The sequence below is a fragment of the Pseudomonas sp. RU47 genome (assembly GCF_004011755.1).
Taxonomy (GTDB): domain Bacteria; phylum Pseudomonadota; class Gammaproteobacteria; order Pseudomonadales; family Pseudomonadaceae; genus Aquipseudomonas.
Genome location: NZ_CP022411.1, coordinates 1,443,693 through 1,470,467, shown reverse-complemented (window position 1 = coordinate 1,470,467; position 26,775 = coordinate 1,443,693). Strand labels below are relative to the sequence as shown.

General features: G+C 60.0%; 22 protein-coding genes. 6 read left to right on the top strand and 16 right to left on the bottom strand.

The genetic code is table 11. The features are described 5' to 3' along the window. Nucleotides 1-93 precede the first annotated feature (93 nt). The 11 genes from pcaC to pcaR all read right to left on the bottom strand — a co-directional run bounded on the left by pcaC (nucleotide 94) and on the right by pcaR (nucleotide 11,110). Complete coding sequence (gene pcaC / locus CCX46_RS06660; RefSeq protein ID WP_025110738.1) at nucleotides 94-486, bottom strand: 4-carboxymuconolactone decarboxylase; 393 nt, start codon at nucleotides 484-486, stop codon at nucleotides 94-96. A gap of 13 nt (nucleotides 487-499) precedes the next feature. Next, entirely contained in the window at nucleotides 500-1,288 is a 789-nt protein-coding gene (gene pcaD, locus CCX46_RS06655; protein ID WP_127926129.1) for a 3-oxoadipate enol-lactonase, read from the bottom strand. A 12-nt stretch (nucleotides 1,289-1,300) separates the two neighbouring features. After that, nucleotides 1,301-2,665: a 3-carboxy-cis,cis-muconate cycloisomerase gene (locus CCX46_RS06650; RefSeq protein WP_127926128.1), complete on the bottom strand. Its 1,365-nt coding sequence runs from the start codon at nucleotides 2,663-2,665 to the stop codon at nucleotides 1,301-1,303. 46 nt (nucleotides 2,666-2,711) lie between these two features. Beyond that, nucleotides 2,712-4,010: an MFS family transporter gene (locus CCX46_RS06645; protein WP_122845035.1), complete on the bottom strand. Its 1,299-nt coding sequence runs from the start codon at nucleotides 4,008-4,010 to the stop codon at nucleotides 2,712-2,714. 196 nt (nucleotides 4,011-4,206) lie between these two features. Further along, on the bottom strand, nucleotides 4,207-4,773 hold the full coding sequence (gene pcaG / locus CCX46_RS06635; RefSeq protein ID WP_095119179.1) for a protocatechuate 3,4-dioxygenase subunit alpha: 567 nt from the start codon (nucleotides 4,771-4,773) through the stop codon (nucleotides 4,207-4,209). Between the two features lies 1 nt (nucleotide 4,774). After that, nucleotides 4,775-5,479 (bottom strand): protocatechuate 3,4-dioxygenase subunit beta, encoded by a 705-nt coding sequence (gene pcaH, locus CCX46_RS06630; protein ID WP_008080089.1) that lies wholly within the window; start codon nucleotides 5,477-5,479, stop codon nucleotides 4,775-4,777. Between the two features lie 36 nt (nucleotides 5,480-5,515). Then, nucleotides 5,516-6,721 carry a 3-oxoadipyl-CoA thiolase gene (gene pcaF / locus CCX46_RS06625; protein WP_174245047.1) on the bottom strand — a complete coding sequence of 402 codons (1,206 nt, stop codon included), beginning with the start codon at nucleotides 6,719-6,721 and terminating at the stop codon, nucleotides 5,516-5,518. Then, nucleotides 6,718-7,497 carry a CoA-transferase subunit beta gene (locus CCX46_RS06620; RefSeq protein ID WP_127926125.1) on the bottom strand — a complete coding sequence of 260 codons (780 nt, stop codon included), beginning with the start codon at nucleotides 7,495-7,497 and terminating at the stop codon, nucleotides 6,718-6,720. The genes pcaF and CCX46_RS06620 overlap by 4 nt, the downstream gene beginning before the upstream one ends. Further along, nucleotides 7,497-8,354 (bottom strand): CoA transferase subunit A, encoded by an 858-nt coding sequence (locus CCX46_RS06615; RefSeq protein WP_099758203.1) that lies wholly within the window; start codon nucleotides 8,352-8,354, stop codon nucleotides 7,497-7,499. Before CCX46_RS06615 ends, CCX46_RS06620 begins: the two co-directional genes overlap by 1 nt. A 272-nt stretch (nucleotides 8,355-8,626) precedes the next feature. Next, the gene (locus CCX46_RS06610; RefSeq protein WP_127926124.1) at nucleotides 8,627-9,973 is read right to left on the bottom strand and encodes an MFS transporter; all 1,347 of its coding nucleotides are present in this window, start codon (nucleotides 9,971-9,973) and stop codon (nucleotides 8,627-8,629) included. Between the two features lie 294 nt (nucleotides 9,974-10,267). Continuing rightward, nucleotides 10,268-11,110: a pca regulon transcriptional regulator PcaR gene (gene pcaR / locus CCX46_RS06605; protein WP_127926123.1), complete on the bottom strand. Its 843-nt coding sequence runs from the start codon at nucleotides 11,108-11,110 to the stop codon at nucleotides 10,268-10,270. Nucleotides 11,111-11,761: 651 nt separating this feature from the next. On the opposite strand from pcaR, the gene CCX46_RS06600 reads away from it, so the two are divergent. Together CCX46_RS06600 and CCX46_RS06595 are read left to right on the top strand one after the other, a co-directional pair. Then, on the top strand, nucleotides 11,762-11,962 hold the full coding sequence (locus tag CCX46_RS06600; RefSeq protein WP_127926122.1) for a hypothetical protein: 201 nt from the start codon (nucleotides 11,762-11,764) through the stop codon (nucleotides 11,960-11,962). Nucleotides 11,963-12,336: 374 nt separating this feature from the next. Further along, nucleotides 12,337-13,812: an inorganic phosphate transporter gene (locus CCX46_RS06595; protein ID WP_034153067.1), complete on the top strand. Its 1,476-nt coding sequence runs from the start codon at nucleotides 12,337-12,339 to the stop codon at nucleotides 13,810-13,812. 1,010 nt (nucleotides 13,813-14,822) lie between these two features. On the opposite strand, the gene ccoM is transcribed toward CCX46_RS06595, so the two are convergent. The 3 genes from ccoM to CCX46_RS06590 form a co-directional block, all read right to left on the bottom strand. After that, nucleotides 14,823-14,936 (bottom strand): cytochrome c oxidase subunit CcoM, encoded by a 114-nt coding sequence (gene ccoM, locus CCX46_RS31040; protein WP_003222396.1) that lies wholly within the window; start codon nucleotides 14,934-14,936, stop codon nucleotides 14,823-14,825. A 145-nt stretch (nucleotides 14,937-15,081) separates the two neighbouring features. After that, on the bottom strand, nucleotides 15,082-15,243 hold the full coding sequence (locus CCX46_RS30680) for a hypothetical protein (protein WP_095119184.1): 162 nt from the start codon (nucleotides 15,241-15,243) through the stop codon (nucleotides 15,082-15,084). 97 nt (nucleotides 15,244-15,340) lie between these two features. After that, nucleotides 15,341-15,682 (bottom strand): aspartate-semialdehyde dehydrogenase, encoded by a 342-nt coding sequence (locus tag CCX46_RS06590; RefSeq protein WP_077571425.1) that lies wholly within the window; start codon nucleotides 15,680-15,682, stop codon nucleotides 15,341-15,343. Between the two features lie 242 nt (nucleotides 15,683-15,924). Here CCX46_RS06590 and rapA point away from each other — a divergent pair, with 242 nt between their 5' ends. Beyond that, nucleotides 15,925-18,771, top strand: coding sequence for an RNA polymerase-associated protein RapA (rapA, locus tag CCX46_RS06585; RefSeq protein WP_127926121.1), 2,847 nt, complete (start codon nucleotides 15,925-15,927; stop codon nucleotides 18,769-18,771). A gap of 184 nt (nucleotides 18,772-18,955) precedes the next feature. Here rapA and CCX46_RS06575 read toward each other — a convergent pair whose 3' ends face one another. Beyond that, the gene (locus CCX46_RS06575; protein ID WP_127926119.1) at nucleotides 18,956-20,305 is read right to left on the bottom strand and encodes a spinster family MFS transporter; all 1,350 of its coding nucleotides are present in this window, start codon (nucleotides 20,303-20,305) and stop codon (nucleotides 18,956-18,958) included. Nucleotides 20,306-20,606: 301 nt separating this feature from the next. Between CCX46_RS06575 and CCX46_RS06570 the strand changes: the two genes are divergently transcribed. Further along, on the top strand, nucleotides 20,607-20,975 hold the full coding sequence (locus tag CCX46_RS06570) for a YkgJ family cysteine cluster protein (RefSeq protein ID WP_034155003.1): 369 nt from the start codon (nucleotides 20,607-20,609) through the stop codon (nucleotides 20,973-20,975). 149 nt (nucleotides 20,976-21,124) lie between these two features. Then, nucleotides 21,125-23,407 (top strand): putative bifunctional diguanylate cyclase/phosphodiesterase, encoded by a 2,283-nt coding sequence (locus CCX46_RS06565; RefSeq protein ID WP_127926118.1) that lies wholly within the window; start codon nucleotides 21,125-21,127, stop codon nucleotides 23,405-23,407. Here the strand turns inward: CCX46_RS06565 and CCX46_RS06560 are convergent. Next, nucleotides 23,298-24,194, bottom strand: coding sequence for an NAD(P)-dependent oxidoreductase (locus CCX46_RS06560; protein ID WP_177413851.1), 897 nt, complete (start codon nucleotides 24,192-24,194; stop codon nucleotides 23,298-23,300). The genes CCX46_RS06565 and CCX46_RS06560 overlap by 110 nt on opposite strands. A gap of 196 nt (nucleotides 24,195-24,390) precedes the next feature. On the opposite strand from CCX46_RS06560, the gene CCX46_RS06555 reads away from it, so the two are divergent. After that, complete coding sequence (locus CCX46_RS06555; protein ID WP_007918508.1) at nucleotides 24,391-26,589, top strand: hypothetical protein; 2,199 nt, start codon at nucleotides 24,391-24,393, stop codon at nucleotides 26,587-26,589. Nucleotides 26,590-26,775 lie beyond the last annotated feature (186 nt).

Below are 26,775 nucleotides of genomic sequence, written 5' to 3'. Positions count from 1 at the left end.
GTCTGCCGCTTTCGCGAGCAGGCTCGCTCCCACATTGGAATGCATTTCCCTGTGGGAGCGAGCCTGCTCGCGAAGGCGTCAGTGGCAACAACCTCACTCCCGGGATTCAACTCCTAGCTCATCCCACACAGATTCAGCCAGATGAAACGTCGCATTCGCCGCCGGAATCCCGCAGTAAATCGCACTCTGCATGATCACTTCCTTGATCTCGCCCCGGCTCACGCCATTATTGGCCGCCGCACGCAGGTGAAGTTTCAGCTCACCTTCGCGGTTCATGCCGATCAGCATCGCGATGGTGATCAGGCTACGCGTGTGCCGAGGCAAACCCGGACGCGTCCAGATATCGCCCCAGGCATGCCGGGTGATCATCTCCTGGAACTCCGAGTTGAACTCGGTCAGCGTGGTCAGGCTGCGATCGACATGCGCATCACCCAACACCGCGCGGCGTACCTGCATACCGTCGTCGTAACGTTGTTTCTCGTCCACGAAAATCCCCTTATCAAGCGTTCAGAAACGCCAGAACACGATCACTGAAATCTGCACCGGCCTGCACGTTGGACAGATGCGCCGCATAGAACTCGGCGTATTCGGCACCGCGCACATGTTCCTGAATGAAGTGCCCACCAGACGGCGGCGTCACCGCATCTTCAGTCCCGGCGATCACCAGCAACGGCACATTGATCGACGCCAGTTGCTCGCGGAAATCGGCATCACGCACCGCCGCACAATTGGCCGCGTAACCTTCAGGCGAAGTCGCTGCGAGCATGTCGGTAATCTGCTTGGCCGCCGTCGGATGCGCCGCCGAAAAATCCGGAGTAAACCAGCGGGCAATCGACGCATCACGCAGGGCAACCATCGCCGCTGCGCCATCGCGCAGCACGGTTTCGATGCGTGGGTTCCACACCGACGGATCGCCGATTTTAGCTGCGGTGTTGCAGACGATCAGCTTGTTCAGACGATGCCCGGCATTGATGCCCAGCCACTGGCCGATCAAGCCGCCCATCGACAGTCCGCAAAAATGCGCACGCTCGATATGCAGTGCATCCAGCAGACCGAGCACGTCGTGACCGAGTTGCTCGATGCTGTACGGGCCCGGCGTCACCAGCGATTTGCCGTGACCACGGGTGTCGAAACGCAGCACGCGAAAGTGCTCGGTGAAGGCTGGCATCTGCACGTCCCACATGTGCAGATCGGTGCCCAGCGAGTTGGACAACACCAGCACCGGCGCATCGACCGGGCCCTCGATTTGATAGTGCAGTTCGCCATCGGCGAGTTGAACGAAAGCCACAGCCCTCTCCTTTCAGTCAGACAATGCGTTGTGTTCGGCCACCGCACGCTCGACCCAGGTTTTCGCCTGACCGAGATAATGGGCGGGGTTCAAAAGATGATCGAGTTCAGCGTTGCTCAGCTCAGCAGTGACTTGCGGTTCATCACCTAGCACTGCGCGTAAATGGCGCTGCTCGGCCACCGCGCGTTTGCAGCATTGCTCAAGCAGATGATGCGCAGTGTCGCGGCCGACACGCTGGGCGAGGACGATGCTGACGGCTTCGGCCAGCACCAGCCCCTGAGTCAATTCGAGGTTGCGGCCCATGCGCTCGGCATCGACTTCCAGGCCATCGGCCAACAAGCGTGCCTGTTGTAGCGAACCGGAAACCAGGCAGCAAATCTCCGGCAAGGTTTCCCATTCGGCATGCCACAAACCGAGGCTGCGTTCATGTTCCTGCGGCATCGCGCTGAACAGCGTCGAGACCAGACCCGGCACCCGCGTCGCCGCGCCGATCAACACCGCCGCGCCGACCGGATTACGTTTGTGCGGCATGGTCGACGAACCGCCCTTGCCAGGCGCCGAGGGTTCGAAAACCTCAGCCGCTTCGGTCTGCATCAACAGGCTGATGTCGCGGCCGAATTTGCCGAGGCTGCCGGCGATCAAACCGAGCACCGCGCCGAACTCGACCACGCGATCACGCTGGGTGTGCCACGGTTGTTCCGGCAAGGTCAGTTGCAGTTCTTCAGCCAGCGCTTCGGCAATCGGCAAGGCTTGTTCGCCCAAGGCTGCGAGCGTCCCGGAAGCACCGCCAAATTGCAGCACCAGCAGACGCGGCTTGAGTTCGCGCAGACGCTGGCGGCTGCGAGTCACGGCGCCCAACCAGCCGGCGATTTTCATGCCCAGGGTCACCGGCGTCGCGTGTTGCAACCAAGTGCGTCCGGCCAGCGGCGTTGCAGCATGGCGTTGGGCTTGAACAGCGAGAGAGTCGGCCAGTTGCGCCAGATCGTCTTCGATCAACACCAATGCCTGACGCAATTGCAGCACCAGCCCGGAGTCCATCACGTCCTGACTGGTCGCCCCCAAATGCACATAACGCTCGGCTTCGGCACTGGTCACAGCAATCTGCTTGCCCAACGCTTTGACCAACGGAATCGCCGAATTGCCGGCCGTGGCAATCGCCTCGCCCAGCGCCGCAAAGTCATACAACCGCGCGTTACACGCCGCAGCAATCGGTGCGACAGCCGCAGAAGGAATCAGACCGACCCGCGCCTCGGCCCGGGCCAGCGCCGCTTCGAAGTCGAGCATGGCCTGCACGCGGCCCTGATCGCAGAACACTTCACGCATATCACGGGCAGTGAAGTAGGCATCGAACAATTGATTGCCCGGTCGCTGAGTCATAAACAGTCCTTGCCGGCGCGGGCCGAGGCGACCCGCGCGCATCGGGTTAGAGATCGTGGTGCAAGTACGCCGCCTGCTTCGGCAAACGCAAACTGAACAGGAAGGCGATCGCCATCATCGCCGTCACGTACCAGTAGAAAGAGTTTTCCATGCCGATGTTCTTCAAGCTCAGCGCGACGAATTCCGCCGAACCGCCGAAGATCGCGTTCGCCACCGCATAAGCCAGACCGACGCCGAGGGCGCGGACTTCCGGCGGGAACATCTCGGCTTTCACCAGGCCGCTGATCGAGGTGTAGAAACTGACGATTGCCAGCGCCACGGTGATCAACACAAACGCGAGGAACGGACTGCTGACACTTTTCAGGCTCAACAGAATCGGCACGGTGAACAGCGTACCGAGCGCGCCGAACCAAAGCATCGAGTTACGTCGGCCGATCTTGTCGGCGAGCATGCCGAACAGCGGCTGCATGCACATATAAAGGAACAGTGCGCCGGTCATGATGTAGCTGGCGGTCTTGGCGTGCATGCCGGCGGTGTTCACCAGGTACTTCTGCATGTACGTGGTGAAGGTGTAGAAAATCAGCGAGCCACCGGCGGTGTAACCGAGCACGGTGATGAACGCGGCTTTGTGATCGCGGAACAGCGCAGCGATGCTGCCAGCGTCTTTGTGTTCGCGGGTTTCCTTGTTGGTGGTTTCTTTCAGACTGCGACGCAGGAACAGCGAAATCAATGCCGCCACCGCACCGACCACAAACGGAATCCGCCAGCCGTAGGCACGCAGGTCTTCTTCGGTGAGGAATTGCTGCAGAACCACCACCAGCGACACCGCCAGCAGTTGCCCGCCGATCAGGGTCACATACTGGAACGAGGCGAAAAATCCGCGCTGGCCCTTGAGGGCGACTTCGCTCATGTAGGTCGCGGTGGTGCCGTACTCGCCGCCGACCGACAGGCCTTGCAGCAGACGGGCGAACAACAGCAGCACCGGTGCCCAGACGCCGATGTCTTTATAGGTCGGCAAACAGGCGATCAGCAACGAGCCGAAGCACATCATCAGAATCGAGATGAGCATTGAATTCTTGCGCCCGTGCTTGTCGGCGACCCGGCCGAAAATCCAGCCACCGATCGGGCGCATCAGGAAACCGGCAGCGAACACGCCTGCGGTGTTGACCAGTTGCACGGTCGGGTTGTCGGAGGGGAAAAACGCCGGGGCGAAATAGATCGCGCAGAAGGCGTAGACGTAGAAGTCGAACCATTCGACGAGGTTGCCGGACGAGGCGCCGACAATGGCAAAGATACGCTTGCTGCGCTCTTCACCGGTGTAATGGGAGGCAGTGGTGGTTGTCATTGTTTTTCACTCGATAGGGACAGTGAGAGTCTAGACATACTTTGCAACAGTCCCGTTCCACAGTTCCATCTGCAACACAGTTCTCACCTGTGGGAGCGAGCCTGCTCGCGAAGAGGGAGTGTCAGTCGACATTGATGTTGGCTGACCCACCGCTTTCGCGAGCAGGCTCGCTCCCACAGGGGATGGTGGTGATCGATTAATAATCGAAGAACACGGTTTCGGCATCAGTGCCCTGCAGAATCACATTCCACTGGTAAACACCCGAGGCGTCCTGCTTGGCCAGCAACGTACTACGACGCTCGGCCGGCACACATTCGAGCAACGGATCATCGACGTTCGCCGGCTCGCCTTCAAAGTAGATCCGCGTCAGCAAGTGCTTGACCAAGCCACGGGCAAACACCAGCACCACCAGATGCGGCGCCTGGGTCGAGCCTTTCAGCCCCTCAACTGTACCCGGTTTGATCGTGGTGAAACGGAAACGCCCTTCAGCGTCCACCGGCACCCGGCCAAAGCCTTCAAAGTTCGGATCGAGCGGTTTGTCCTGCTCGTCTTCCGGGTGGTCGTATTTGCCGGCGGCATTCGCCTGCCAGACTTCGAGCATGGCGTCGTTGACGACATCGCCATTGCCATCCACCACTTGCCCGGTGATCGCCACACGCTCGCCGAGGGTTTGCTCGACAGTGAGGTTTTCGCGGTTCAGCCAGGTCAGGCCGATGTGGTAATACGGCCCGACGGTGTGGGACGTGGTCGCAGTCAGCGTCATCTTATTTCTCCATCGGCGTGGCTTCACGCCCGCGCAGCACGATGTCCCAGCGATAACCGAGGGCGTAGGACGGAATGGTTTTTTCCAGATCGAAACTGGCGATCAGGCGTTCCTTGGCCGAGGTGTCCGGCACGCAGTTGTAGATCGGGTCGTAGGCCAGCAGCGGATCGCCCGGGAAATACATTTGCGTGACCAGGCGGGTGAGAATGCTTGGCCCGAACAGCGAAAAGTGGATGTGCGCCGGACGCCAGGCATTGTGGTGATTGCCCCACGGATAGGCGCCGGGCTTGATGGTCTGGAACTGATACCAGCCGTCGGCGTCAGTGACGGTGCGGCCAGTGCCGGTGAAATTCGGGTCCAGCGGCGCGTCATGCAGGTCGCGTTTGTGGTTGTAGCGACCGGCGGCGTTGGCCTGCCAGATCTCCACCAGAATCCCCGGCACCGGCAGACCGTTTTCGTCGAGCACACGGCCGTGAATGATGATGCGTTCGCCCTGTGGCTCGCCTTCATGCTGGGCGGTCAAGTCGTTGTCGGTGTCGCCCACACGCTCGGCGCCGATAGTCGGGCCGGTGATTTCCGACAGCGAGTGCGGCAGAAACACCAATGGCTTCGACGGCGAGCGCAGGTTGGTGGATTGATACGTCGGGTGCAGGTACTCAGGCTGAGTGCCTTCCTGCGGACGACGGTAACCAGGCTTGTCAGACATGTCGCTTTCCTCTGTTCTTTTTCGTCACGGCTTGCGTCAGACGCGTTCGATGGCCAGGGCCAGACCTTGGCCGACACCGACGCACATGGTCGCCAGACCTTTCTTGCCACCGGTCTTTTCCAACTGATGCAGCGCGGTCAGCACCAGACGCGCACCGCTCATGCCCAACGGGTGACCGAGGGCAATCGCGCCACCGTTCGGGTTGACCTGCGCGGCGTCATCAGCCAGACCCAGTTCACGCAGCACCGCCAAACCTTGGCTGGCAAACGCTTCGTTGAGTTCGATCACGTCGAAATCGCTGACCGCGACGCCCAGGCGCTCGATCAATTTGCGCACCGCCGGCACCGGGCCGATGCCCATCACCCGAGGTGCGACACCGGCGCTGGCCATGCCGAGCACTTTGGCGCGGGCGGTCAGGCCGTGTTTTTTCACCGCTTCGGCGGAAGCCAGAATCAGTGCGGCAGCACCGTCGTTGACGCCGGAGGCATTGCCGGCGGTGACGGTTTTGTCCGGGCCATTGACCGGTTTCAACTTGGTCAGCGCTTCAATCGTAGTGTCGGCGCGCGGATGTTCGTCCTGGCTGACCACGGTTTCGCCCTTCTTGTGGGCAATCCGTACTTCAACAATTTCTTCGGCGAAGTAACCGGCGGCCTGCGCGGCGGCGGTACGTTGCTGGCTGCGCAGGGCGAAAGCGTCCTGATCGGCGCGCGAGACTTTATAGTCGTCGGCGACGTTGTCGGCGGTCTGCGGCATCGCGTCGACGCCGTACTGCGCCTTCATCAACGGGTTGATGAAACGCCAGCCGATGGTGGTGTCTTCCAGCTTCATGTTGCGCGAAAACGCCGCGTCAGCCTTGCCCATCACGAACGGTGCGCGGGACATCGACTCGACGCCGCCGGCAATCGCCAGCTCCATCTCACCGCTGGCAATCGCCCGGAATGCCGTGCCGATGGCGTCCATGCCCGAAGCGCAGAGACGATTGAGGGTCACGCCCGGTACGGTTTCCGGCAGGCCCGCCAGCAGCAGGGCCATACGCGCAACGTTGCGGTTGTCTTCACCGGCCTGGTTGGCGCAACCGAGGAACACTTCGTCGATGGCGCTCCAGTCCACCGAGGGATTGCGTTCCATCAAGGCCTTGATCGGCACGGCGGCCAGGTCATCGGCGCGAACAGCCGACAGTCCGCCGCCGAAACGGCCGATTGGGGTGCGAATCGCGTCGCAGATATAAACGTCACGCATCATGCTTCTCCCGGTGCCTGGCCGTGGGCGGCGGCAGTACGCGCTTCGAGATCGCGCAGCGCAGTCAGTTCGACTTCAGTCGGTTCAGCGGTGTTTTCAACATGCTCGGCAAAACGGATCGCCCAACCGGTGGCCGCGACCACTTGCTCGCGGGTCACGCCAGGATGCAACGCGGTGACCACGAACTCATGGGTGCCCTCTTCCGGCTCCATGATGCACAGGTCGGTGATGATCCCGACCGGACCGGCGCCCGGCAGGCCCAGACGTTTGCGCGAATTGCCGCCCTCGCCGTGACCGACCGAGGTGATGAAATCGAGCTTGTCGACAAACGAACGCGCCGACTGTTTAAGGATGATCAACACGCTTTTCGCCGAACCGGCAATTTCCGGCGCGCCACCGGCACCCGGCAGGCGCACTTTCGGCGAGAAATAATCGCCGACCACGGTGGTGTTGATGTTGCCGAAACGGTCGACCTGCGCGGCGCCGAGAAAACCGACGTCGATGCGCCCGCCCTGCAACCAGTAGCGAAAAATCTCACCGGTCGGTACGACGGTATCAGCGGTTTCCGCCAGCTCACCGTCACCGATCGACAGTGGCAGCACGCTTGGCTTGGCGCCAATCGGGCCCGACTCATAGATCAGCACCACGTCCGGCGACGAGGTCAGACGCGCAAGGTTGGCGGCTTTCGACGGCAGGCCGATGCCGACGAAACACACCGAGCCGTTCTTCAGGCGACGCGCCGCCGCGACGGTCATCATTTCATTGGTGGTGTAAGTCATTACTTGGCCTCCGAAGCAGCGGCCAACTTGGCCTGGAACGCGCTGAAGTCAGCGCAGCCATGGATGTATTCATTGATCCACGCGGTAAACGTCTCACGGTCGCGGGCGATCGGATCCCACGCTTGATAGAAACGATTGTCGCGCTCGGTGTAACCGTGGGCGTAGGACGGGTGCGCGCCGCCGGGCACGTGGCAGACCGCGCTCAAGGCCCAGGTCGGCAGTACACAGGCGTTCATCGGCGCGTTGAGGTCGTCGACGATTTCTTCAACAGTGACGATGCAGCGTTTGGCGGCCAGTGCGGCTTCTTTCTGCACACCGAGAATGCCCCACAGCAGCACATTGCCTTGGCGGTCGGCTTTCTGTGCGTGGATCACAGTCACGTCCGGGCGCACCGACGGCACGGCCGCCAACACTTCACCGGTGAACGGGCAGGTCACGGTTTTGATCAGTGGATTGACCTTCGGCAGGTCGGAGCCGGCGTAAGCACGCAGCACCGCGAATGGCAGGCCGGACGCACCGGCGACGTAGGCATTGGCCAGGTCGGCGTGACTGTGCTCTTCGATTTCCAGCGCGTGCGGCCATTGCTTCTCGACCGCGTCACGCAGACGGTGCAGCGAACCGACGCCCGGGTTGCCGCCCCAGGAGAAAATCAGTTTGCGTGCGCAACCGGCGCCAATCAGTTGGTCGTAGATCAGGTCAGGCGTCATCCGCACCAGCGTCAGATCTTTCTTGCCCTGACGAATGATTTCATGACCTGCGGCCGTAGGGATCAGGTGAGTGAAGCCTTCGAGCGCGACGGTGTCGCCGTCGTTGACGAATTGCTTCACCGCGTCGTGCAGCGAAAGGATCTCAGCCATGGAGCGGGCTCCTGTTTTTGTAATGAATCGCCAGTGATAAAAAGGCGCGAGGTTCAGCGCCGGAGTCACTGAAGATTAAGCCTGGGGAAATGGCCAAACAATCCGATAATCGACTGAGTGTTCGTTTATCGAACAGATTGTTGTTCTCCTAACAATCGAATCAAAAGCATCGCGAGCAGGCTCACTCCTACAGGGGAACGCATTCCAAATGTGGGAGCGAGCCTGCTCGCGAATAGGCCAGAACATTCAACGAATATTTCTACGCATGAAACTCAAGTCGCATCCGCATGACTGACCATGCCTTTAATCACCACCGCCGTGGTGGCCAACGCCGCCGGAATCACCAACGCCGTCAGCACCTGCTCGAAATTCCAGCCCAGGCCCAACAAGGTCGCGCCCATCCACGCCCCGAGAATCGCGCCAAAGCGGCCAATCCCCAGCATCCACGAGACCCCGGTCGCCCGCCCCTGCGTTGGATAGAACCGCGCCGCCAATGACGGCATCGCCGATTGCGCACCGTTCACGCACATCCCTGCCACCAGCACCAGCGTCGCCAGCAACGTGATATTCCCCAGACTCTGCCCCACCGCGTAGGCAAACACCCCGGCCAGCAGGTAGAAAGTGCCAATGACCTTGTGCGGATTGAAGCGGTCCATCGCCCATCCCACCGCCACCGCGCTCAATACACCGCCGAACTGGAACAACGCACCGATAAACGCGGCTTGTTCCATGCTCGCGCCACTATCACGCATCAGCGTCGGCAGCCAACTGGTCAGCAGATAAACAATCACCAGGCCCATGAAATAGGTCAGCCATAGCAACAAGGTGCCGGTGCTGTAAGTGCCAGAGAAGATCACGGCGAAGACGTTGCGCGCCTTCACTGTTTTCTGTTCCGGCACGCTGAAGCTTGCGGCCTGGGCGACGGTGGCCGGATCGATCGGTGCCAGGGTCTTGCGGATTTTGTCGGTGCCACGGTTACGGACTACAAGGTAACGCGCCGATTCCGGCAGCCAGAACAGCAGCACCACCGCGAGAATCAACGGCAAGATCCCGCCGATCAGCAGCAGGCTGTGCCAGCCGAACGCCGGAATCAGCTTGGCGGAAATGAACCCGCCACCGGCCATGCCGAGGTTGAAACCGCAGAACATGCTGGTCACCAGCAGCGACTTCTTGCGCTCCGGGGTGTACTCCGAGAGCAGCGTGGTGGCATTGGGCATCCCGGCGCCAAGACCCAGGCCAGTGAGGAAACGCAGCACCAGCAATTGCTCTACGTTGCTGCTGTACGCCGACGCCAGACTGAAGGCACCGAACAGCACCACCGCGCCGACGAGGACGACTTTTCGCCCGAAGCGGTCAGCCAGAGGGCCGGAACCCAATGCGCCGAAGACCATGCCGATCAACGCAGCGCTCATCACCGGGCCGAGGCTGGCGCGGTCGATGCCCCAGTCCTGCGACAACGCCGGGGCGATGAAGCCCATCGCCGCGGTGTCGAGGCCATCGAGGAAGACAATCAGGAAACACAGGATCACCACCCGCCACTGATAGCGCGAGATCGGTTGGGCATTGATGAAGGTCTGCACGTCGAGGCAGTTACCTACAGCGGACTGAGGCTGGTTCATTATTTTTATTCCACGCAAAAAACGCAGTCGAACGGCGGCCGGCCAAAGAGCGGCACGGTCACAAGAATAGAAGGTCTGGATCAGGCGTTGCGGGAAACCCGGCAACAGCGGGTGAAGCGGAGACAGTCGGAGAGCGTGCGCATGGTGAGTTGCCTCTTGTCATTATTATGGGAGTCGACAGTCCGGCGGGCTCATTCACATCAGCGCCGGATGACGCTGCCGCGACATTAATGATCCGAGGGTTTTAGCGTCAATTCGATAAACGCAACACTGTGCGTTTATCGAACAGCTTCATCAGGCAAACAACTGCGCACTGAGGTCGCGGCTGGCACTGAGCAAGCCCGGCAGGAAGCGCTGCTCAAGCTCGGTACGGCTGACGCGACCGGCGTGGGTGCTGACGTTGAGCGCTGCGACCACTTGGCCGGAAGCGTCGTAGACCGGCACGGCAATCGAGCGCAGACCCTGTTCCAGTTCCTGATCGACGATGCACCAGCCCTGCTGTCGCACTTCCTGCAGGCATTCGAGCAGCGCATCGGGTGTATGGATCGTGCGGCTGGTCTTGGCGACCAGTTCGGCGTGCTCGAGGTATTCACGCAGCGACGTATCGTCCAGTGCTGCCAGCAGAATCCGCCCCATCGACGTGCAGTACGCCGGCAAGCGACCGCCCACCGACAGGTCCACCGAAATCAGCCGCTGCGTGGTCGCCGAACGGGCGATGTAGAGAATGTCGTCGCCTTCGAGTGTGGCCATGTTGCAGGCTTCGTGCAGTTGCTCGCTCATGCGGTCGAGGTACGGCTGGGCGGACACTGCCAACGGCGTCGACGACAGATAGGCGTGGCCGAGGGTCAGCACTTTGGGCAGCAATGAGTAGGTGCGACCGTCGGTGGTGGCGTAGCCGAGTTTGATCAAGGTATGCAGGCAACGGCGCACGGCGGCGCGGGGAATTTCCGTGCGGTGACTGATTTGGGCGATGGTCAGATGGCGTTTGCGCTCCTGAAACGCCTGCACCACCGCCAAGCCCCGGGCCAGCGAGGTCATGAAGTCCGGATCACCGGTCAGCGCCTGGATGCGTTTGGCCGGCGAGGCGACGATCGGCGGCGCCACGGAGGTGAAAGAGTTGCGCATTTGATCGTTCATTTCTTGTCCTTTTATCCGGCACGGATCAATGGGCTATACAAGCGGCTCGCCGGCAAATGCACAAGCGTCTGGCCTGCAAGATTGGGCGATTATCGAACCGTCGGCCGATAATCGCAATCGGCCGTTCGGCTTGCTTCAAACCCTTTCCGGGGTTCGCTCAACTTCAGCCTTTATCTGAATCACTGTTTAGTTGTTCGACTAAATGGCGCCAAAAACCGATCGCGTGGCAAATAACGGCCAACGCACACTTCAACTAGCGACAAAAGTTGCGAGTCACAAAACAATCACACATCCGGAACCGTTTTTAACTTGGCAAAGATAGTCATTCCCGAATCGACCGCTATAATGCACCTCAGTGGCACCTCGTTTTTAATCGCCGAGGCCGTCACCCGCTGAGGCGATGTCCATCGCCAACAGCCCGGCCAGCGCCCGACACGCATCACTCATGCAACGCCTGCGCTCGCTGAAACAGGAAACTGATGCTGCGTCAGTTTTTATCTGGTGCCGTAGCCGCCTGTAACACGGAAGTCTTGATCGTCCCACCGATAAAACCAATGCCTGTCTGGGCATTGAACTCTCGGTGGCTTCGTTCAATCGATTCGTTGCAGTGCGTTTCACCAGACACTTCACTCAACTCATACAGGTAGCACTGTGACGAAAGACGAACTGCGCGCGGAACTTGAGCGCCAGGAACAACGTTACAAGGAAGTTTACGGCGGGGAAGTCACCACCTACGCCGCTCAGCCAGAACCGGAACGCAAAGCGTGGCGTAAACGCCCGACCGTTCAGGATCAGGTCTTCAAGCAAGAAATCGAAAAGATCGAAAAGGAACGCAAAGCCGAAGAGCCTTGAGCCACGGTTTTTGCATCTTTTGAAGGTTTGCGTCCGCACCGGTTACAAGCGCGGTGAAACGACGATGCCTTGCGCGCCCGCTACCCGCGGGCAGCGGCCATCACCCGGCCAGGCAGACTGAGGACGGGCGTCCTACAGGTTTCACAGATATTTCAGACAAGCGTTTGAGACCTCTTCGCGTCGGTAAAATCGCCTACTAAAAAAGGCTTTTATCAATTAAATCAACGACTTGAAAAACCATGCGCAACGCTAGGTTTTCATGCGCTGCAACAAATTAAATCGAAGAAGTGTGTAACCGATGAGCAGGTAGGGGATCGATTTCCAGTCTTTTCTGGCATAATCGCGCCCCCTTACGACCGGGTCAGAAAACCTTCATGATCGATTTATTCAGCGGACTGGATGCTTGGGTGCTTGTGAGCCTCTTGCTCGCCCTGACGTTTGTCCTCGCCTTCGAGTTCATCAATGGATTTCATGACACCGCTAACGCGGTAGCCACTGTTATCTACACCAAAGCCATGCCGCCTCACCTGGCGGTGTTCTTTTCCGGTGTGTTCAATTTCCTCGGCGTGCTGCTGGGTGGCGTTGGCGTGGCGTATGCCATCGTCCATTTGCTGCCGGTTGAACTGCTGATCAATGTGAACACCGGCCATGGTCTGGCGATGGTGTTCTCGTTGCTCGCCGCGGCAATCGCCTGGAACCTGGGCACCTGGTACTTCGGTATCCCGGCTTCCAGCTCGCACACCTTGATCGGCTCGATCCTCGGTGTCGGCCTGGCCAACGCCCTGATCAACGACATTCCGTTGGCCGATGGCGTGAACTGGCAGAAAGCGATCGATATCGGCGCCTCGCTGGTGTTTTCGCCGATGGCCGGTTTCCTGATCGCCGCGCTGATCCTGATCGGCCTGAAGTGGTGGCGTCCGCTGTCGAAGATGCACAAGACACCGGAACAGCGCCGCAAGATCGACGACAAGAAGCACCCACCGTTCTGGAACCGTCTGGTCCTGGTGATCTCGGCCATGGCCGTGAGCTTCGTGCACGGTTCCAACGATGGCCAGAAAGGCATCGGCCTGATCATGCTGGTGCTGATCGGTATCGTGCCTGCGCAGTTCGTACTCGACCTGAACAGCACCACCTATCAGATCGAACGTACTCGCGATGCGACCCTGCACCTGAGCCAGTTCTACCAGCGCAACGCCGATTCGCTGGGTGAGTTCCTGGCCCTGGGCAAGAGCGTAGAAGGCGACCTGCCGGAGAAATTCCGCTGCAACCCGCAGCAGACCGAACCGACCATCAGCGCCCTGCTGCACACCCTCAAAGGTGTTGCGGACTACCACTCGCTGTCGTCGGAAAGCCGCATTGAAGTGCGTCGTTACCTGCTCTGCCTGGACGACACCGCGAAGAAGGTTGGCAAGCTGCCGGGTCTGGAACCGCGTGAAAAGGCTGACCTCGACAAGCTGCGCAAAGACCTGACCACCACCACCGAATACGCGCCGTTCTGGGTGATTCTGGCGGTCGCGCTGGCTCTGGGCCTGGGCACCATGGTTGGCTGGAAGCGTGTTGTATTGACCATTGGCGAGAAGATCGGCAAGCAAGGCATGACCTACTCCCAGGGCATGTCCGCGCAGATCACTACTGCCAGTTTGATCGGTATGGCCAACATCTTCAGCCTGCCTGTGTCGACCACGCACGTTCTGTCCTCGGGCGTGGCGGGCACCATGGTCGCCAACAAGAGCGGCCTGCAGGGTGGCACGGTTCGCACCATTCTGTTGGCGTGGGTGTTGACCTTGCCGGCGACTGTTGCGCTGTCGGCCGGGTTGTTCTGGCTGGCGTCGAAGGCGCTGGGTAGTTGATAGATAGCGGTACATGAGAAAGGCGCGATTCGAGAGGATCGCGCCTTTTTTTGTGTTTGGGGTTTTGGGATTGGGATTGGGATTGGGGGTATATCCGTTGCTGCGGGGGTTGCCGCTGGCGGTTTCGCTCTTACAGCGAGTCCCTTTTTCAAACGCCAAAAAGGAACCAAAAGGCTTTGCCCCTGGCGTACGGCACTTCGCTTAGGCTCAGTGTTCCCTCGCTACGGTGTCCATCCGGGGGCATCGCCTACGGTTTGCTTCGCTGCACCTCCTCTCGATGAATGCGGCTTCGCCGCACGGCGCTGCGCGCCTATCCCCCGGATGAACACCTCCGCTCGGCCTGCCGATGGGGCAAAAGATCAAAAGCCGAAGCAAGATCAAAAGCCAGATCAAGAGCCCCTCACCCTAACCCTCTCCCAGAGGGAGAGGGGACTGACCGAGGTGTTTGGGGGAGGTACGCCGACGTGAAATACCGAGTTGAACGCAAATTTTGAAAAGCTCACCATCGGCTCCCTCTCCCTCGGGAGAGGGCTGGGGTGAGGGGAAAATCCACCACAAATCCAAAGCCGACCACGCTGCGCCCTTCACCACTCAACAGGATGAGCGTTAGCTCGGCTGCGCTTTTGATCTGTAAGGCGACGTCGGAAGGCTGAGTGGAGGGATTGATCCGGGCGTGGGAGCGCAGCGACCGTTTGGCGAAGCCAAACACAGCGAGAGGAGGTGCAGCGAAGCAAACCGTAGGCGCTGCGCCCGGATCGATCCCGCAGCGAAGGAACCCCGAGCCCCAGCGAGCGGGCCGCACGTAGGAGCAAGCGTTTTTTGCTTACTTTTTTTGGCGTTTGAAAAAAAGTGAGTCGCCGTAAGGGCGAAACCGCCAGTGGCAACACCCGAAAAAACGGATATACACCCAACCCCCCAAGAACATGGTCGGCCCAAAGGCCGCCAAGTCAAAAAAAAGGGGCAACCGAAGTCGCCCCAAAATGCCTTGCGTGCCCATCAATCCAGAAGAATCACTTCTTGCGCTTATTCGCATCCTTCCAGATAAAAAATCCAAACCCTGCAAAAAACAGAACCATCAGCCCTACAGTCAGGACCCCGGCAAACACCACGTTATCGAAAAACATGACTGGCCTCCTGGCCCCTGCTCTGCTGCGATGGACCTAAGTTACCAAACACACAGGCGCACAAATTGACCGGGATCAATACCAGCAAGGAAGGGAGATAAAGGAGGGGAATTAAATGACCTGCATCAAAGGATGCAGGGGCAGATCAACGCTTTTTCGGCTTGTTTTTCGACTTTTTCCTGGCTTTTCCCAACGGCATCGCCTGCTCGAAAGCCTGGCGCACTTCGTTCAGGCGCTTCTCTTTTATGTCATGCACCCGCTTGGCGCGCTCAGTGCTGAGGTCGATCAGTTTGTCGTCTTGGCTCATGGCGTTCAGTACATCGCAGTAAAGGATCACAACTGCCACATCACCGGCAGGACCGCGTCAATAATGCAACGTCACACCAGCGCTGACCAGCCGAAGATCAGATCTCGATATCGACCCACAAACCCTGACGCGGCTGATCTTCCATCAGCGGCACCACCGGCACGGTGTTGTCGGCGTTCAACTCGGTACCGGGTATGGCCAGGTGTTCTTCCGGATCTTCATCGGCTTCGCGACGACGGCGATCACGTTCTTGCTGGCGACGCTGTTCTTCGCGCGCCAGCAATCGATCCTCTTCCGGATCGCGTTTTTGCAGATCGATCGTGCTTTCGTTGGAGCTTTCCTGCACCGGCACCACCGGAGGAATGTCCGGCCGCTGGCGGATCGGATCCTGCTGGGAAGTGATCGGCACAGCGCTCAGGGGGAGCATCGGTGGCAACATATAAAGGGTCTCCTGTCAGCAGGCTATCGGCTGCGGCAAAGGCGCCTTGAGCCGTCGGTCGCAAACTTGTGACCGGGTTAACACTCACCGGTGCCCTGTTCTCTCGTAAAACCGACGCATGACCGCCGCCTGCTTCGACTTGCAGCTTGCAGCTAAAAGCTCGCAACTGCTCCTAATCCTTTGGCCCTGAAGCCCTCATTCCGTTAAGATAGCCCGCTTTTTCAAGGTGGGAGTCAGGCAGCATGGCGCAGCAGTATCAACCGGGGCAACGCTGGATCAGTGACAGCGAAGCAGAGCTTGGTTTAGGCACCGTTCTGGCACAGGACGGCCGCTTGTTGACCGTGCTTTACCCGGCCACTGGCGAAACCCGCCAGTACGCGCTACGGAATGCGCCCCTGACCCGCGTGCGGTTCTCGCCGGGTGACAGCATCACCCACTTCGAAGGCTGGAAGATGACCGTGCAGCAAGTCGACGATGTCGACGGCCTGATGGTCTATCACGGTCTCAATGGGCAGAACGAAGCCGTCACCCTGCCGGAAACCCAGCTGTCGAACTTCATTCAATTCCGTCTGGCCAGCGACCGTCTGTTCGCCGGGCAGATCGACCCGCTGGCGTGGTTCTCGCTGCGTTACAACACTCTCGAACACACCAGCCGCCAGCTGCAATCTTCGCTCTGGGGCCTGGGTGGCGTGCGTGCGCAACCGATCGCGCACCAATTGCACATAGCCCGTGAAGTTGCCGACCGCATTGCGCCGCGCGTACTGCTGGCGGACGAAGTGGGTCTGGGTAAAACCATCGAAGCCGGTCTGGTGATCCATCGCCAACTGCTCTCGGGCCGCGCCAACCGCGTGCTGATCCTCGTTCCGGAAAACCTCCAGCACCAATGGCTGGTGGAGATGCGCCGCCGCTTCAACCTGCAGGTCGCGCTGTTCGACGAAGAACGCTTTATCGAAAGCGATGCCAGCAACCCGTTCGAAGACACCCAACTGGCGCTGGTTGCGCTGGAATGGCTGGTCGACGACGAGAAAGCGCAGGACGCGCTGTTCGCTGCCGGCTGGGATCTGCTGGTGGTCGACGAAGCGCATCACCTGGTCTGGCACGAAGAAAAAGCCAGCCCGGAATACACCCTGGTCGAGCAACTGGCTGAAACCATCCCCGGTGTGTTGCTGCTCACCGCGACCCCGGAACAACTCGGTCAGGACAGCCACTTCGCTCGCCTGCGCCTGCTCGATCCGAACCGTTTCCATGACCTGGCCGCCTTCCGCGCCGAGAGCGACAACTATCGCCCGGTGGCCGAAGCCGTTCAGGAACTGCTCGACAAGGGCCGTCTCTCGGCCAAAGCGCACAAAACCATCCAGGGTTTCCTCGGCAACGAAGGCGAAGCGCTGCTGACGGCGGTCAACGATGGCGACACCGAAGCCAGTGCGCGCCTCGTGCGTGAGCTGCTCGATCGCCACGGCACCGGCCGCGTGCTGTTCCGTAACACCCGTGCCGCCGTGCAGGGTTTCCCGGAGCGCAAACTGCACCCGTACCCGCTGCCGTGCCCGGACGAATACCTCGAACTGCCGCTGGGCGAACACGCCGAGCTGTACCCGGAAGTCAGCTTCCAGGCGCAACCGGACGCCAGCGAAGAAGAACGCTGGTGGAAATTCGACCCGCGCGTCGAGTGGCTGATCGATCAGCTGAAAATGCTCAAGCGCACCAAGGTGCTGGTGATCTGCGCCCACGCCGAAACCGCGATGGACCTGGAAGACGCCCTGCGCGTGCGTTCCGGCATCCCGGCCACGGTGTTCCATGAAGGGATGAACATCCTTGAGCGTGACCGCGCCGCTGCTTACTTCGCCGATGAGGAGTTCGGTGCGCAAGTGCTGATCTGCTCGGAAATCGGCAGTGAAGGTCGCAACTTCCAGTTCGCTCACCACTTGGTACTGTTCGATCTGCCGTCGCACCCGGACTTGCTCGAGCAGCGGATCGGCCGTCTCGACCGGATCGGCCAGAAGCACATCATCGAACTGCACGTGCCGTACCTGGAAACCAGCCCGCAAGAGCGCCTGTTCCAGTGGTACCACGAAGCGCTGAACGCGTTCCTCAACACCTGCCCGACCGGCAACGCCTTGCAGCACCAGTTCGGCCCGCGCCTGCTGCCGCTGCTCGAAGAAGCCGACGACAGCGAGTGGCAAGCGCTGATCGACGAAGCGCGCACCGAGCGCGAGCGTCTGGAAGCCGAACTGCACACCGGTCGTGACCGTCTGCTGGAACTCAACTCCGGCGGCGCTGGCGAAGGTGAAGCGCTGGTCGAGGACATCCTCGAGCAAGACGATCAGTTCGCCCTGCCGATCTACATGGAAACCCTGTTCGACGCGTTCGGCATCGACAGCGAAGACCATTCGGAAAACGCCCTGATCCTCAAGCCGAGCGAGAAGATGCTCGACGCCAGTTTCCCGCTGGGCGACGACGAAGGCGTGACCATTACCTACGACCGCAACCAGGCGCTGTCGCGCGAAGACATGCAGTTCATCACCTGGGAACACCCGATGGTGCAGGGCGGCATGGACCTGGTGCTGTCCGGCTCGATGGGCAACACCGCCGTCGCGCTGATCAAGAACAAGGCGTTGAAACCGGGCACCGTGCTGCTCGAGCTGCTGTATGTCAGCGAAGTGGTGGCGCCGCGTTCGCTGCAACTGGGCCGTTACCTGCCGCCAGCTGCTCTGCGCTGCCTGCTCGATGCCAATGGCAACGATCTGTCGCCACGGGTCTCGTTCGAAACGCTGAACGATCAGCTGGAAAGCGTGCCACGCGCCAGCGCCAACAAGTTCATCCAGGCCCAGCGCGATCAGTTGACGCCACGGATCAACGCCGGTGAAGACAAGATCGCCCCGCGTCACGCCGAGCGCGTGGCCGAGGCCCGTCGCCGTCTGGCGGCCGACACCGACGAAGAACTGGCGCGCCTGACCGCGTTGCAAGCGGTCAACCCGACTGTGCGTGACAGCGAACTGGACGCGTTGCGCCAGCAGCGTGAGCAGGGTCTGGCGATGCTGGATAAAGCGGCATTGCGTCTGGAAGCGATTCGGGTGTTGGTGGCGGGTTAAACCGCCCTGCTCCAGCGCTGAAACAACAAGGCCCGCAGTGATGCGGGCCTTTTTTGTTGCCTGTGATTTAGATCGTTCCCACGCTCTGCGTGGGAATGCCTCAGGGGACGCTCCGCGTTCCAGCTCCGGAAAGGGACGCAGAGCGTCCCGGGCTGCGTTCCCACGCAGAGCGTGGGAACGATCATCATGCCGTCGCCGCTGCGACCTCTGGCTCAACCACAGCAACCAACCCCTCCTTCATCCGCTGCGCATCGCGCACAAAACACCGCGCCGCCAGAAACAGAAAGACCATCGTCAGAAACAGCGCCACCGGAATCAGGTACATCGCATCATGCAGCCCGACTGCCTTGAACGCCTCGGTCATCTGCTCAGCCCCCGCCGCCGCCATCGCGGTATGCGCAAAGTGATCGGACAAGCCACCGACCACCACCGGCCCCAAACCACCGCCCAACAGATACAACCCGGCAAAGAACAACGCCATCGCCGTCGCCCGCAAACGTGGTTCGACCACATCCTGAATCGCCGTGTAAACACAGGTGTAGAAGTTGTAGGCAAACAGCCAACCAATACTGAACACCGCGACAAACACACCAATCTCGATACGGCCGGCATGCAGCGCCCACGCCGTGCACAACGTCGAAATAATCAGACTGAACGCGGCGAACAACAACCGACCATTGGCCACACGCTGGTGAATCTTGTCAGCAATCCAGCCACCCAGCGTCAACCCGACCAGCCCGGTCACACCAACAATTACCCCGGTCGCCACCGCTGCTTCCTGCAACGGCATGAGGAAATAACGCTGCAGCATCGGCACCAGAAACGAGTTGCAGGCATACGTCGCGAAGTTGAAGCACAACCCGGCCATCACCAGCCAGAGAAAGGTCGGCACCGCGAGAATCCGCCGGATCGGCTTGTCGACCTTCTCTTGCGAGACCTGCACGGTTTCCGCTGCGCCGCGCTTTGGCTCTTTGATAAAGAACATGAAAATCGCCAGAAGCAGCCCCGGCACCGCCGCAATAAAGAACGGCGCGCGCCAACTGTCGAACGCCTTGACCATCCAGCCGATGGTGAAGAAAGCCAGCAACAGGCCCAGCGGCAAGCCCAACATGAAAATGCCCATGGCCCGCGCCCGACGATGCGCCGGAAACAGATCGCCAATCAGCGAGTTGGCCGCCGGTGCATAACTGGCCTCGCCGATGCCGATGCCCATGCGCACGATCAGGAAACTCCAGAAACTGCCGACCAGGCCGTTGACCGCCGTCAGTGCACTCCACGTCGCCAGGCCCCAGCCCATCAGCTTGCTGCGCGAACCGGTGTCGGCCATGCGCCCCAGCGGCAGCCCGGCAATCGCGTAAACAATCGTGAATGCGGTACCGACGATGCCCAGTTGAAAGTCACTGAGGTGCCACTCCATGCGGATCGGCTCGATGATGATCGCCGGAATGGTGCGGTCGAAGAAGTTGAACAGGTTGGCGAGGAACAGCAGGAACAGAATGCGCCAGGCATTCGCCGCTTGGGTCGAGTTCTGCATGGGTCCGTCTCTTTATTGTTATAGGGCTTCACTGCCAACGCATCCGAGCCCGGAACCTGCAATCTAGTCAGGCATGACGGGGCTGTCTGTGATCATTCGTCTGCCTGATATCGGGCCATGGCACTGTAACGAAACGTAAGCCCTTGATAAGTCAGCAATCCCCCTGAAACCGGGGCTTTTGCGGCAAAACCTTGCCACAAAAAAATAGTTTCGCGCCCCCCTTCCCAAGTCTGCGGCAAAGCCTAGAATGGCCGCCGGATCCGTCCGGATCTCCCGATCAATCCCTTTGATACCCCCGCCCATGTCCGAAGTCAGTCCGTGTCTGAATTGCGGTGCCTGCTGTTCCCATTTTCGCGTGTCTTTTTTCTGGGGTGAGTGCGCTTCCTCCGGTGGCACGGTGCCCGATGAACTGGTCACGCAAATCAGCCCCAGTCGGGTGGCGATGAACGGCACCGACTGCAAATCGCCGCGCTGCACGGCGTTGGTCGGCGAAGTCGGCAGCGAGGTGAAGTGCTCGATTTACGAATTGCGCTCCAGCCCCTGCCGCGAATTCGAATCGTCCTGGGAAAACGGCGAACAGAATGTCGACTGCGATAAGGCCCGCGCGCGTTTTGGCTTGCCGCCGCTGCAACCGGACTGGGCGCAAATTCCTTTCGAACAGATCGCTTGAGCCTTTAGCGCCAATCGCTATGACGCTAATGCCGAAATCATTAGCGCCAATGTGCCACTACCCCTTGCACGGCTAAAACCGCCTCTATACTCCAGTCATTCGCCTGCGTTCACCGCGCAGTCAGGACGACTTCAGAGATGGGGCATGCTATGGAGTGGCTTGGTTTGCAGTTTGTTACCGAGCTGCCGGAGAGCGGGCAGGTCATCCTCGATTGCAGTCACAACCCTCTCCTGGTGATGGTTGCGTATCTGGTCGCCTGCGCAGCCAGTTTCGCCACTCTGGATATGGCTGAGCGCGTTGTAAATGCCGAAGATCCGGGGTCGCGGCGGATCTGGCGCTGGATCGGCGCGACCTGCTTGGCCGGCGGCATCTGGGCCATGCATTTCATCGGCATGCTGGCTTTCCAGACACCGATCGACATTCAGTACGACCTTGGCATCACCCTTTTCTCGTTGCTGATTGCCCTGCTCGCCTCTTGGCTGGCCATGCAAACCCTGAGCGAAGCGCAGCCGAGTGCATTGCATTGCTTGAAAACCGCGTTTGTCATCGGTCTGGGCATCGCCGGCATGCATTACGTTGGCATGGCGGCGATGAAGTCGAGCGCCACCGCCTACTATCAGCCAGGACTGTTCGCGCTGTCTGTGGCGATCGCCATCGGCGCCAGTTTCGCCGCGCTGTGGGTGGCCCGCTATCTGAGCGAAGGCGGCGGCGTGGCGCATCAGTTGCTCAAGTACAGCGCTGCGCTGATTCTCGGCGCCGGCATCATCAGCATGCATTTCACCGGCATGGCTGCGCTGGATCTGGTTCTTCCCGAGGGAGGCCTGACAGCGAGCGGCGGCGATAACGGGCATCTGCAACTGGGCCTGACCGTGGCGCTGATCATCCTGCTGATCCTTGGCAGTGCGATCAGTGCAGCGCTGGCCGACAAGAAACTGCAGAACAAAGAAGAGGATCTGCGCCGGGTCAACGCCCTGCTTAGCCAGCTCGATCAGGCGCGCATGTCGCTGCAACAAGCGGCCAACTACGACGCCCTGACCAACCTGATCAACCGCCGCGGGTTCAACCAGATCTTCGCCGAGAAACTCTGCCAGAAAGCCACCGAGGGCGGCATGCTCGCGGTGATGTTCCTCGACATCGACCACTTCAAGCGGATCAACGACAGCCTCGGTCACGACGCCGGTGACGAACTGCTCAAGGTAATCGCCCAGCACATCAAAGGCTCGGTGCGCAGCCATGAAGACGTGGTCGCGCGTTTCGGCGGCGACGAGTTCTGCATCCTCATCAACCTGCATGACCGCGAAGAAGCCCGCAATATGGCCCAGCGCATCATGCTCAAAATGAAGGAGCCGATCGAACTGGCCGGGCGCCGCATGGTGATGACCACCAGCATCGGCATCAGTCTGTTTCCGGAAGACGGCAGCACCTGCGAAGAACTGCTCAAGCACGCCGATCTGGCGTTGTATCAATCCAAAGGCGCGGGACGTAATGGCCTGCACTTTTTCAGTTCCAACCTCAAGACCCGCGCCAGTTTCGAGCTGCAACTGGAAGAAGAACTGCGCCATGCCCTGCGCGAAGAAAACGGTCTGACGCTCTATTACCAACCGATCTTCGAACTGAAAACCGGCCGTGTCACCAAACTGGAAGCGCTGATCCGCTGGCAACATCCTCTGCACGGTTTGCTGACCCCGGATCGTTTTATCACCATCGCCGAAAACAACGGCCTGATCGCCGAACTGGACAACTGGGTGCTGCGCCGCGCCTGCAAGGATCTGGGTGAACTGTCACGGCATGGCTGCGAAGAGCTGAAAATCGCCTGGAACTGCTCGCCGCTCAATCTCGCCCGGGAAGAACTGGCCACTGAAATCGAAAGTGCCTTGCGCACTGCCGGTGTCGCGCCGGAACGCCTGGAACTGGAAGTCACCGAGAACGCGTTGATGGGTAACATCGCCAACACCCTGGTGCTGCTGCGGCAGATCCGCGCGCTCGGTGTGTCGCTGTCGATCGACGACTTCGGCACTGGCTACTCGTCGCTGGCTTACCTCAAGCGCCTGCCGCTCAACACCTTGAAGATCGACCGCTCGTTCATCCTCGACATTCCCACGGCAACCGCCGACATGGAGATTGTCCAGGCGATCATCGTCATGGCGCACACCCTGCATTTGCAGGTGGTCACCGAAGGCGTGGAAAGCCTGGAGCAATACGAATTTCTTGAACGCTCGGGCTGCGACTTCATTCAGGGTTACCTGCTCAGCCGCCCGGTACCGCTGGACGAGCTGCGCCCGGTGCTGGAAGAAATCAATCAGCGCAAACATTCACACGCGCTCAATCCGTTGATTCTGGCGCGCGGTACATTTGCACCAGTGTCGCTGGATCCTGCGCCAAAAAGCCCTGCGCCCCATGCAGGCGCATCAATTGTGCGGCCAATCCGCTGATCGGTGTCGCCGAGCCTTGTTCGCGGGAAAACTTCACTGCCGTATCGAGATCCTTGAGCAAGGTGCGCACGTGCCACTTGATCGGTTCGAAACGGCTTTCGGCCATTTGCGGCGCCAGAATCTGCAACGGTTTTGAATCGGCGAAACCGCCGGCCAGGGCTTCGGCGATCAGGCTGGCATCGACGCCAGCCTGTTCGGCCAGCGCCACCACTTCGGCAATCACCAGCGCGTTGCAGGCGACAATCATCTGGTTGCAGGCCTTGGTCACCTGCCCCGCGCCGATGCCGCCCATGTGCGTGACGCGTTGACCGAGGTTGAGCAGCACCGCACGTACACGCTGAAGATCTGCCGCTTCGCCGCCGACCATGATCGCCAGACTGCCCGCCTCGGCACCGACCACGCCGCCGGACACCGGTGAGTCCAGCCAGGCCATGCCGGTTTTCTCCGCAAGCGTCGCCGCCATTTCGCGAGTGGCCGTCGGTTCAAGGCTGGAAAAATCCACCAGCAACTGGCCGCTTTTCGCGCCTTCGGCGATACCGCCCGCGCCAAACACCACCTCGCGAACCACCGCCGTATCGGCCAGACACAACATCACCACGTCGGCGTATTCGCACAATTCAGCAGCGGTCGCCACCTGCCGGGCACCGGCCTCGACCAGTGGCGCGCACTTGGCCGGGTTGCGGTTCCACACGGTCAGCGGGTAACCCGCTGCCAACAGACGCCGGCACATGGGCAGGCCCATCAGACCGATTCCGGCGAACCCCAACGAAGGTAGCGTTGACATCATTTTGCCTCTTTTCGATTAAAGATCGCCGAATAATGGCCGATTCATCAACGATCAGGAAAGGAATCCCCCCAGCGACAGTCAGGCCAAAACCCTGATGCTCGGGCTCAATTCGCGCACAAAAGACGCGAGATCTTATTCCGTGAGGTTCGCAGGCAACTGGCCGGCGAGCCAACCCAGTCCAGGTATATGGCGCACAATGACTTCTAAAAACAATCCCGCCACTGCGGTATCCGATCTGACTTTGAGCCCCGCCGCCAACAGCCCGTCATCGTCGAAGCCATTGGTCCCGTCGCGCCCGCTGTCGACTCAGCAATACCTGTACTTCACCGAAACCAATACCGACCGCATCCTCGACAACCTCGACGGCCTGCGTGATCTGGTGTTCCCGCGCCCACCGCACCTCGAAGGCGACAACGAACAGCACAACGACCAGGAATTCCCCTCGGTGTGTCTGATCGGCCTCGGTCGCTGCGGCTCGAACATCGCGCTTGATGTCGCGGAGCTGGTGTACAACGCGCGCAAGTTCTACCTCAACGAATTCAATAACGAAGACCGCGCGGCGGATCGCCGACTGGCCGACAAGGGCTACAGCCCGGCGCAGTGGATCAAGAACAACCTGCGCATCGGCCCGAACAAATCGACCAAACCGGTGTTCCTGGTCGAACCGCTGGTGATGCTCGGCGACCTCGACAAGGACATCGCCGGGCGTATCCGTTTCTCGCGCAAGGGCGAGAAAAGCGGCTTCCTGCGCGACTACAGCAAAATGAAGATCATGGACTTGTCCGAAGTCCACGCCGGTGGCGCCGGTAACGCGCCGATCCTCGGCCAGTACCTGGCGAAGATCATCCTCAACAAGGACACCCAGCGCTTCTCCAGCCCTGACTGGAAAATGATCCACTCGTACCTGATCGACAGCTGCGGCATCAAGGCCAACCAATCGCGCCTGTATTTCTCGATCTTCAGTGCCGGCGGCGGTACCGGTTCCGGCATGGCGTCGGAATTCGGTCTGGCCCAGCAGCACTCGTACATGAACAAGACGTTCGACACCAAGCCGATGGACGAGCATGACGGCAAGAGCGGTCATTCGTTCGTGTTCGAACCGATCTTTACCAGCGGCATCTGCGTGCTGCCGAACATTTCCGATCACCGCAGCGAAATGTCCGAGGCGTTGCACATCAACGCCGGTCGCCTGCTGTGCAAATACCTCTCGGAAGAATGGGATTTCTCCTACAACTTCGCCAATGAAGACAGCAGCGAAGCCAGCGTCATGGGCCGTATCCGCCCATGGAACGCGATGATGCTGATCTCCAACGACATCATGCGTTACGCGGAAGAAAGCGATGACGGCAACATCCAGAACATTGATGTCAATGCGATGGAGAAACACGCCAACCAGTACATCTCGCAGCAGATCTTCAACATTCTGACGGCGCAGGCAGTCACCACTGACTACGACCAGAACTACTTCCGCCGCGCCGGCATCGACATTGGCGAAACCATTCGCCTCGACGCCAACGACTTGTTCATGAGCCTGGCCGGCCCGGTGGCGATTGCCTACGCCGAGTCGGTGGTGCCAGAAACCCCGCCGCCGAGCAGCGACAAGTTCAAGGTGTTCGACAAAGAGCCGCAGCGCCTGAACATCGACGACCTGTTCTTCCGCTCGATCGACCTGCCGCACTTCAACAAGGTGACCCAGGCGATCGAAGGCATCAGTCTGTTGCCGATCGAGTCCAAGCGTTATCGCGCTTCGCTGGAGCAGTACAAGAATTCCGGCTACGACGCCGCCGCCCTGCACGATCTGCACTTCTTCAAGAATTGCTCGTCGGTGGTCTCGATCGTCTCGCTGCCGAAAGACTACAAACTGTCGTACATGGACCTGAATCGGTTGAAGACCCACCTCAACAGCCTGTTCCCCAACACCACGCTCAAGCGTTACGCGCTGGTGATCGGCGCCTCGGCCAACCTGTCGCTGACTACATTGATCGCCAAGAGCCCGTGCCTGTCGGATGACTTCCTGACCTTGATCGTGGCGTTCATCAAACGCTGCTTCGCGAAAAACCCGTACCGTTTTGACGAGACCCTGGACAACTCGATCCTCGATTTCATCATTAACGAAGAGTTCGACGAAGACCGCATCGACGACCTGCTCAACGAGTTCGAGAACCCGGCGAAGATCCTCGATACCAACTGGTACGCGATCAAGCCGATGTACGAGAAGAAGTACCGTGAGCTGATCAACGACAAAGAGAAGTTTGTCTCGATCAATGACATTCGCCTGTCGCGTGATTGCGTGAAGAAGTCGATCAAGTACCTGCGCGAGATCTACCGTCACCGGATTGGCAAGACCAAGGTTATTTCGCTGAATAACCATACCGGCAAGTCGTTCTCGGTCTGATCTGAGAACGAGTCGCCCCATTCGCGAGCGGGCTCGCTCCCACAGGGGAATACATTCCAAATGTGGGAGCGAGCCTGCTCGCGAAGAGGCCTTCAAATTCACTGAAGATTTCGGCCTTTCCAACATTCAGAAACAATTAAGCAGCCGTTAGGCTGCTTACTAAACTGTTCCCGTTACGTTTACGTC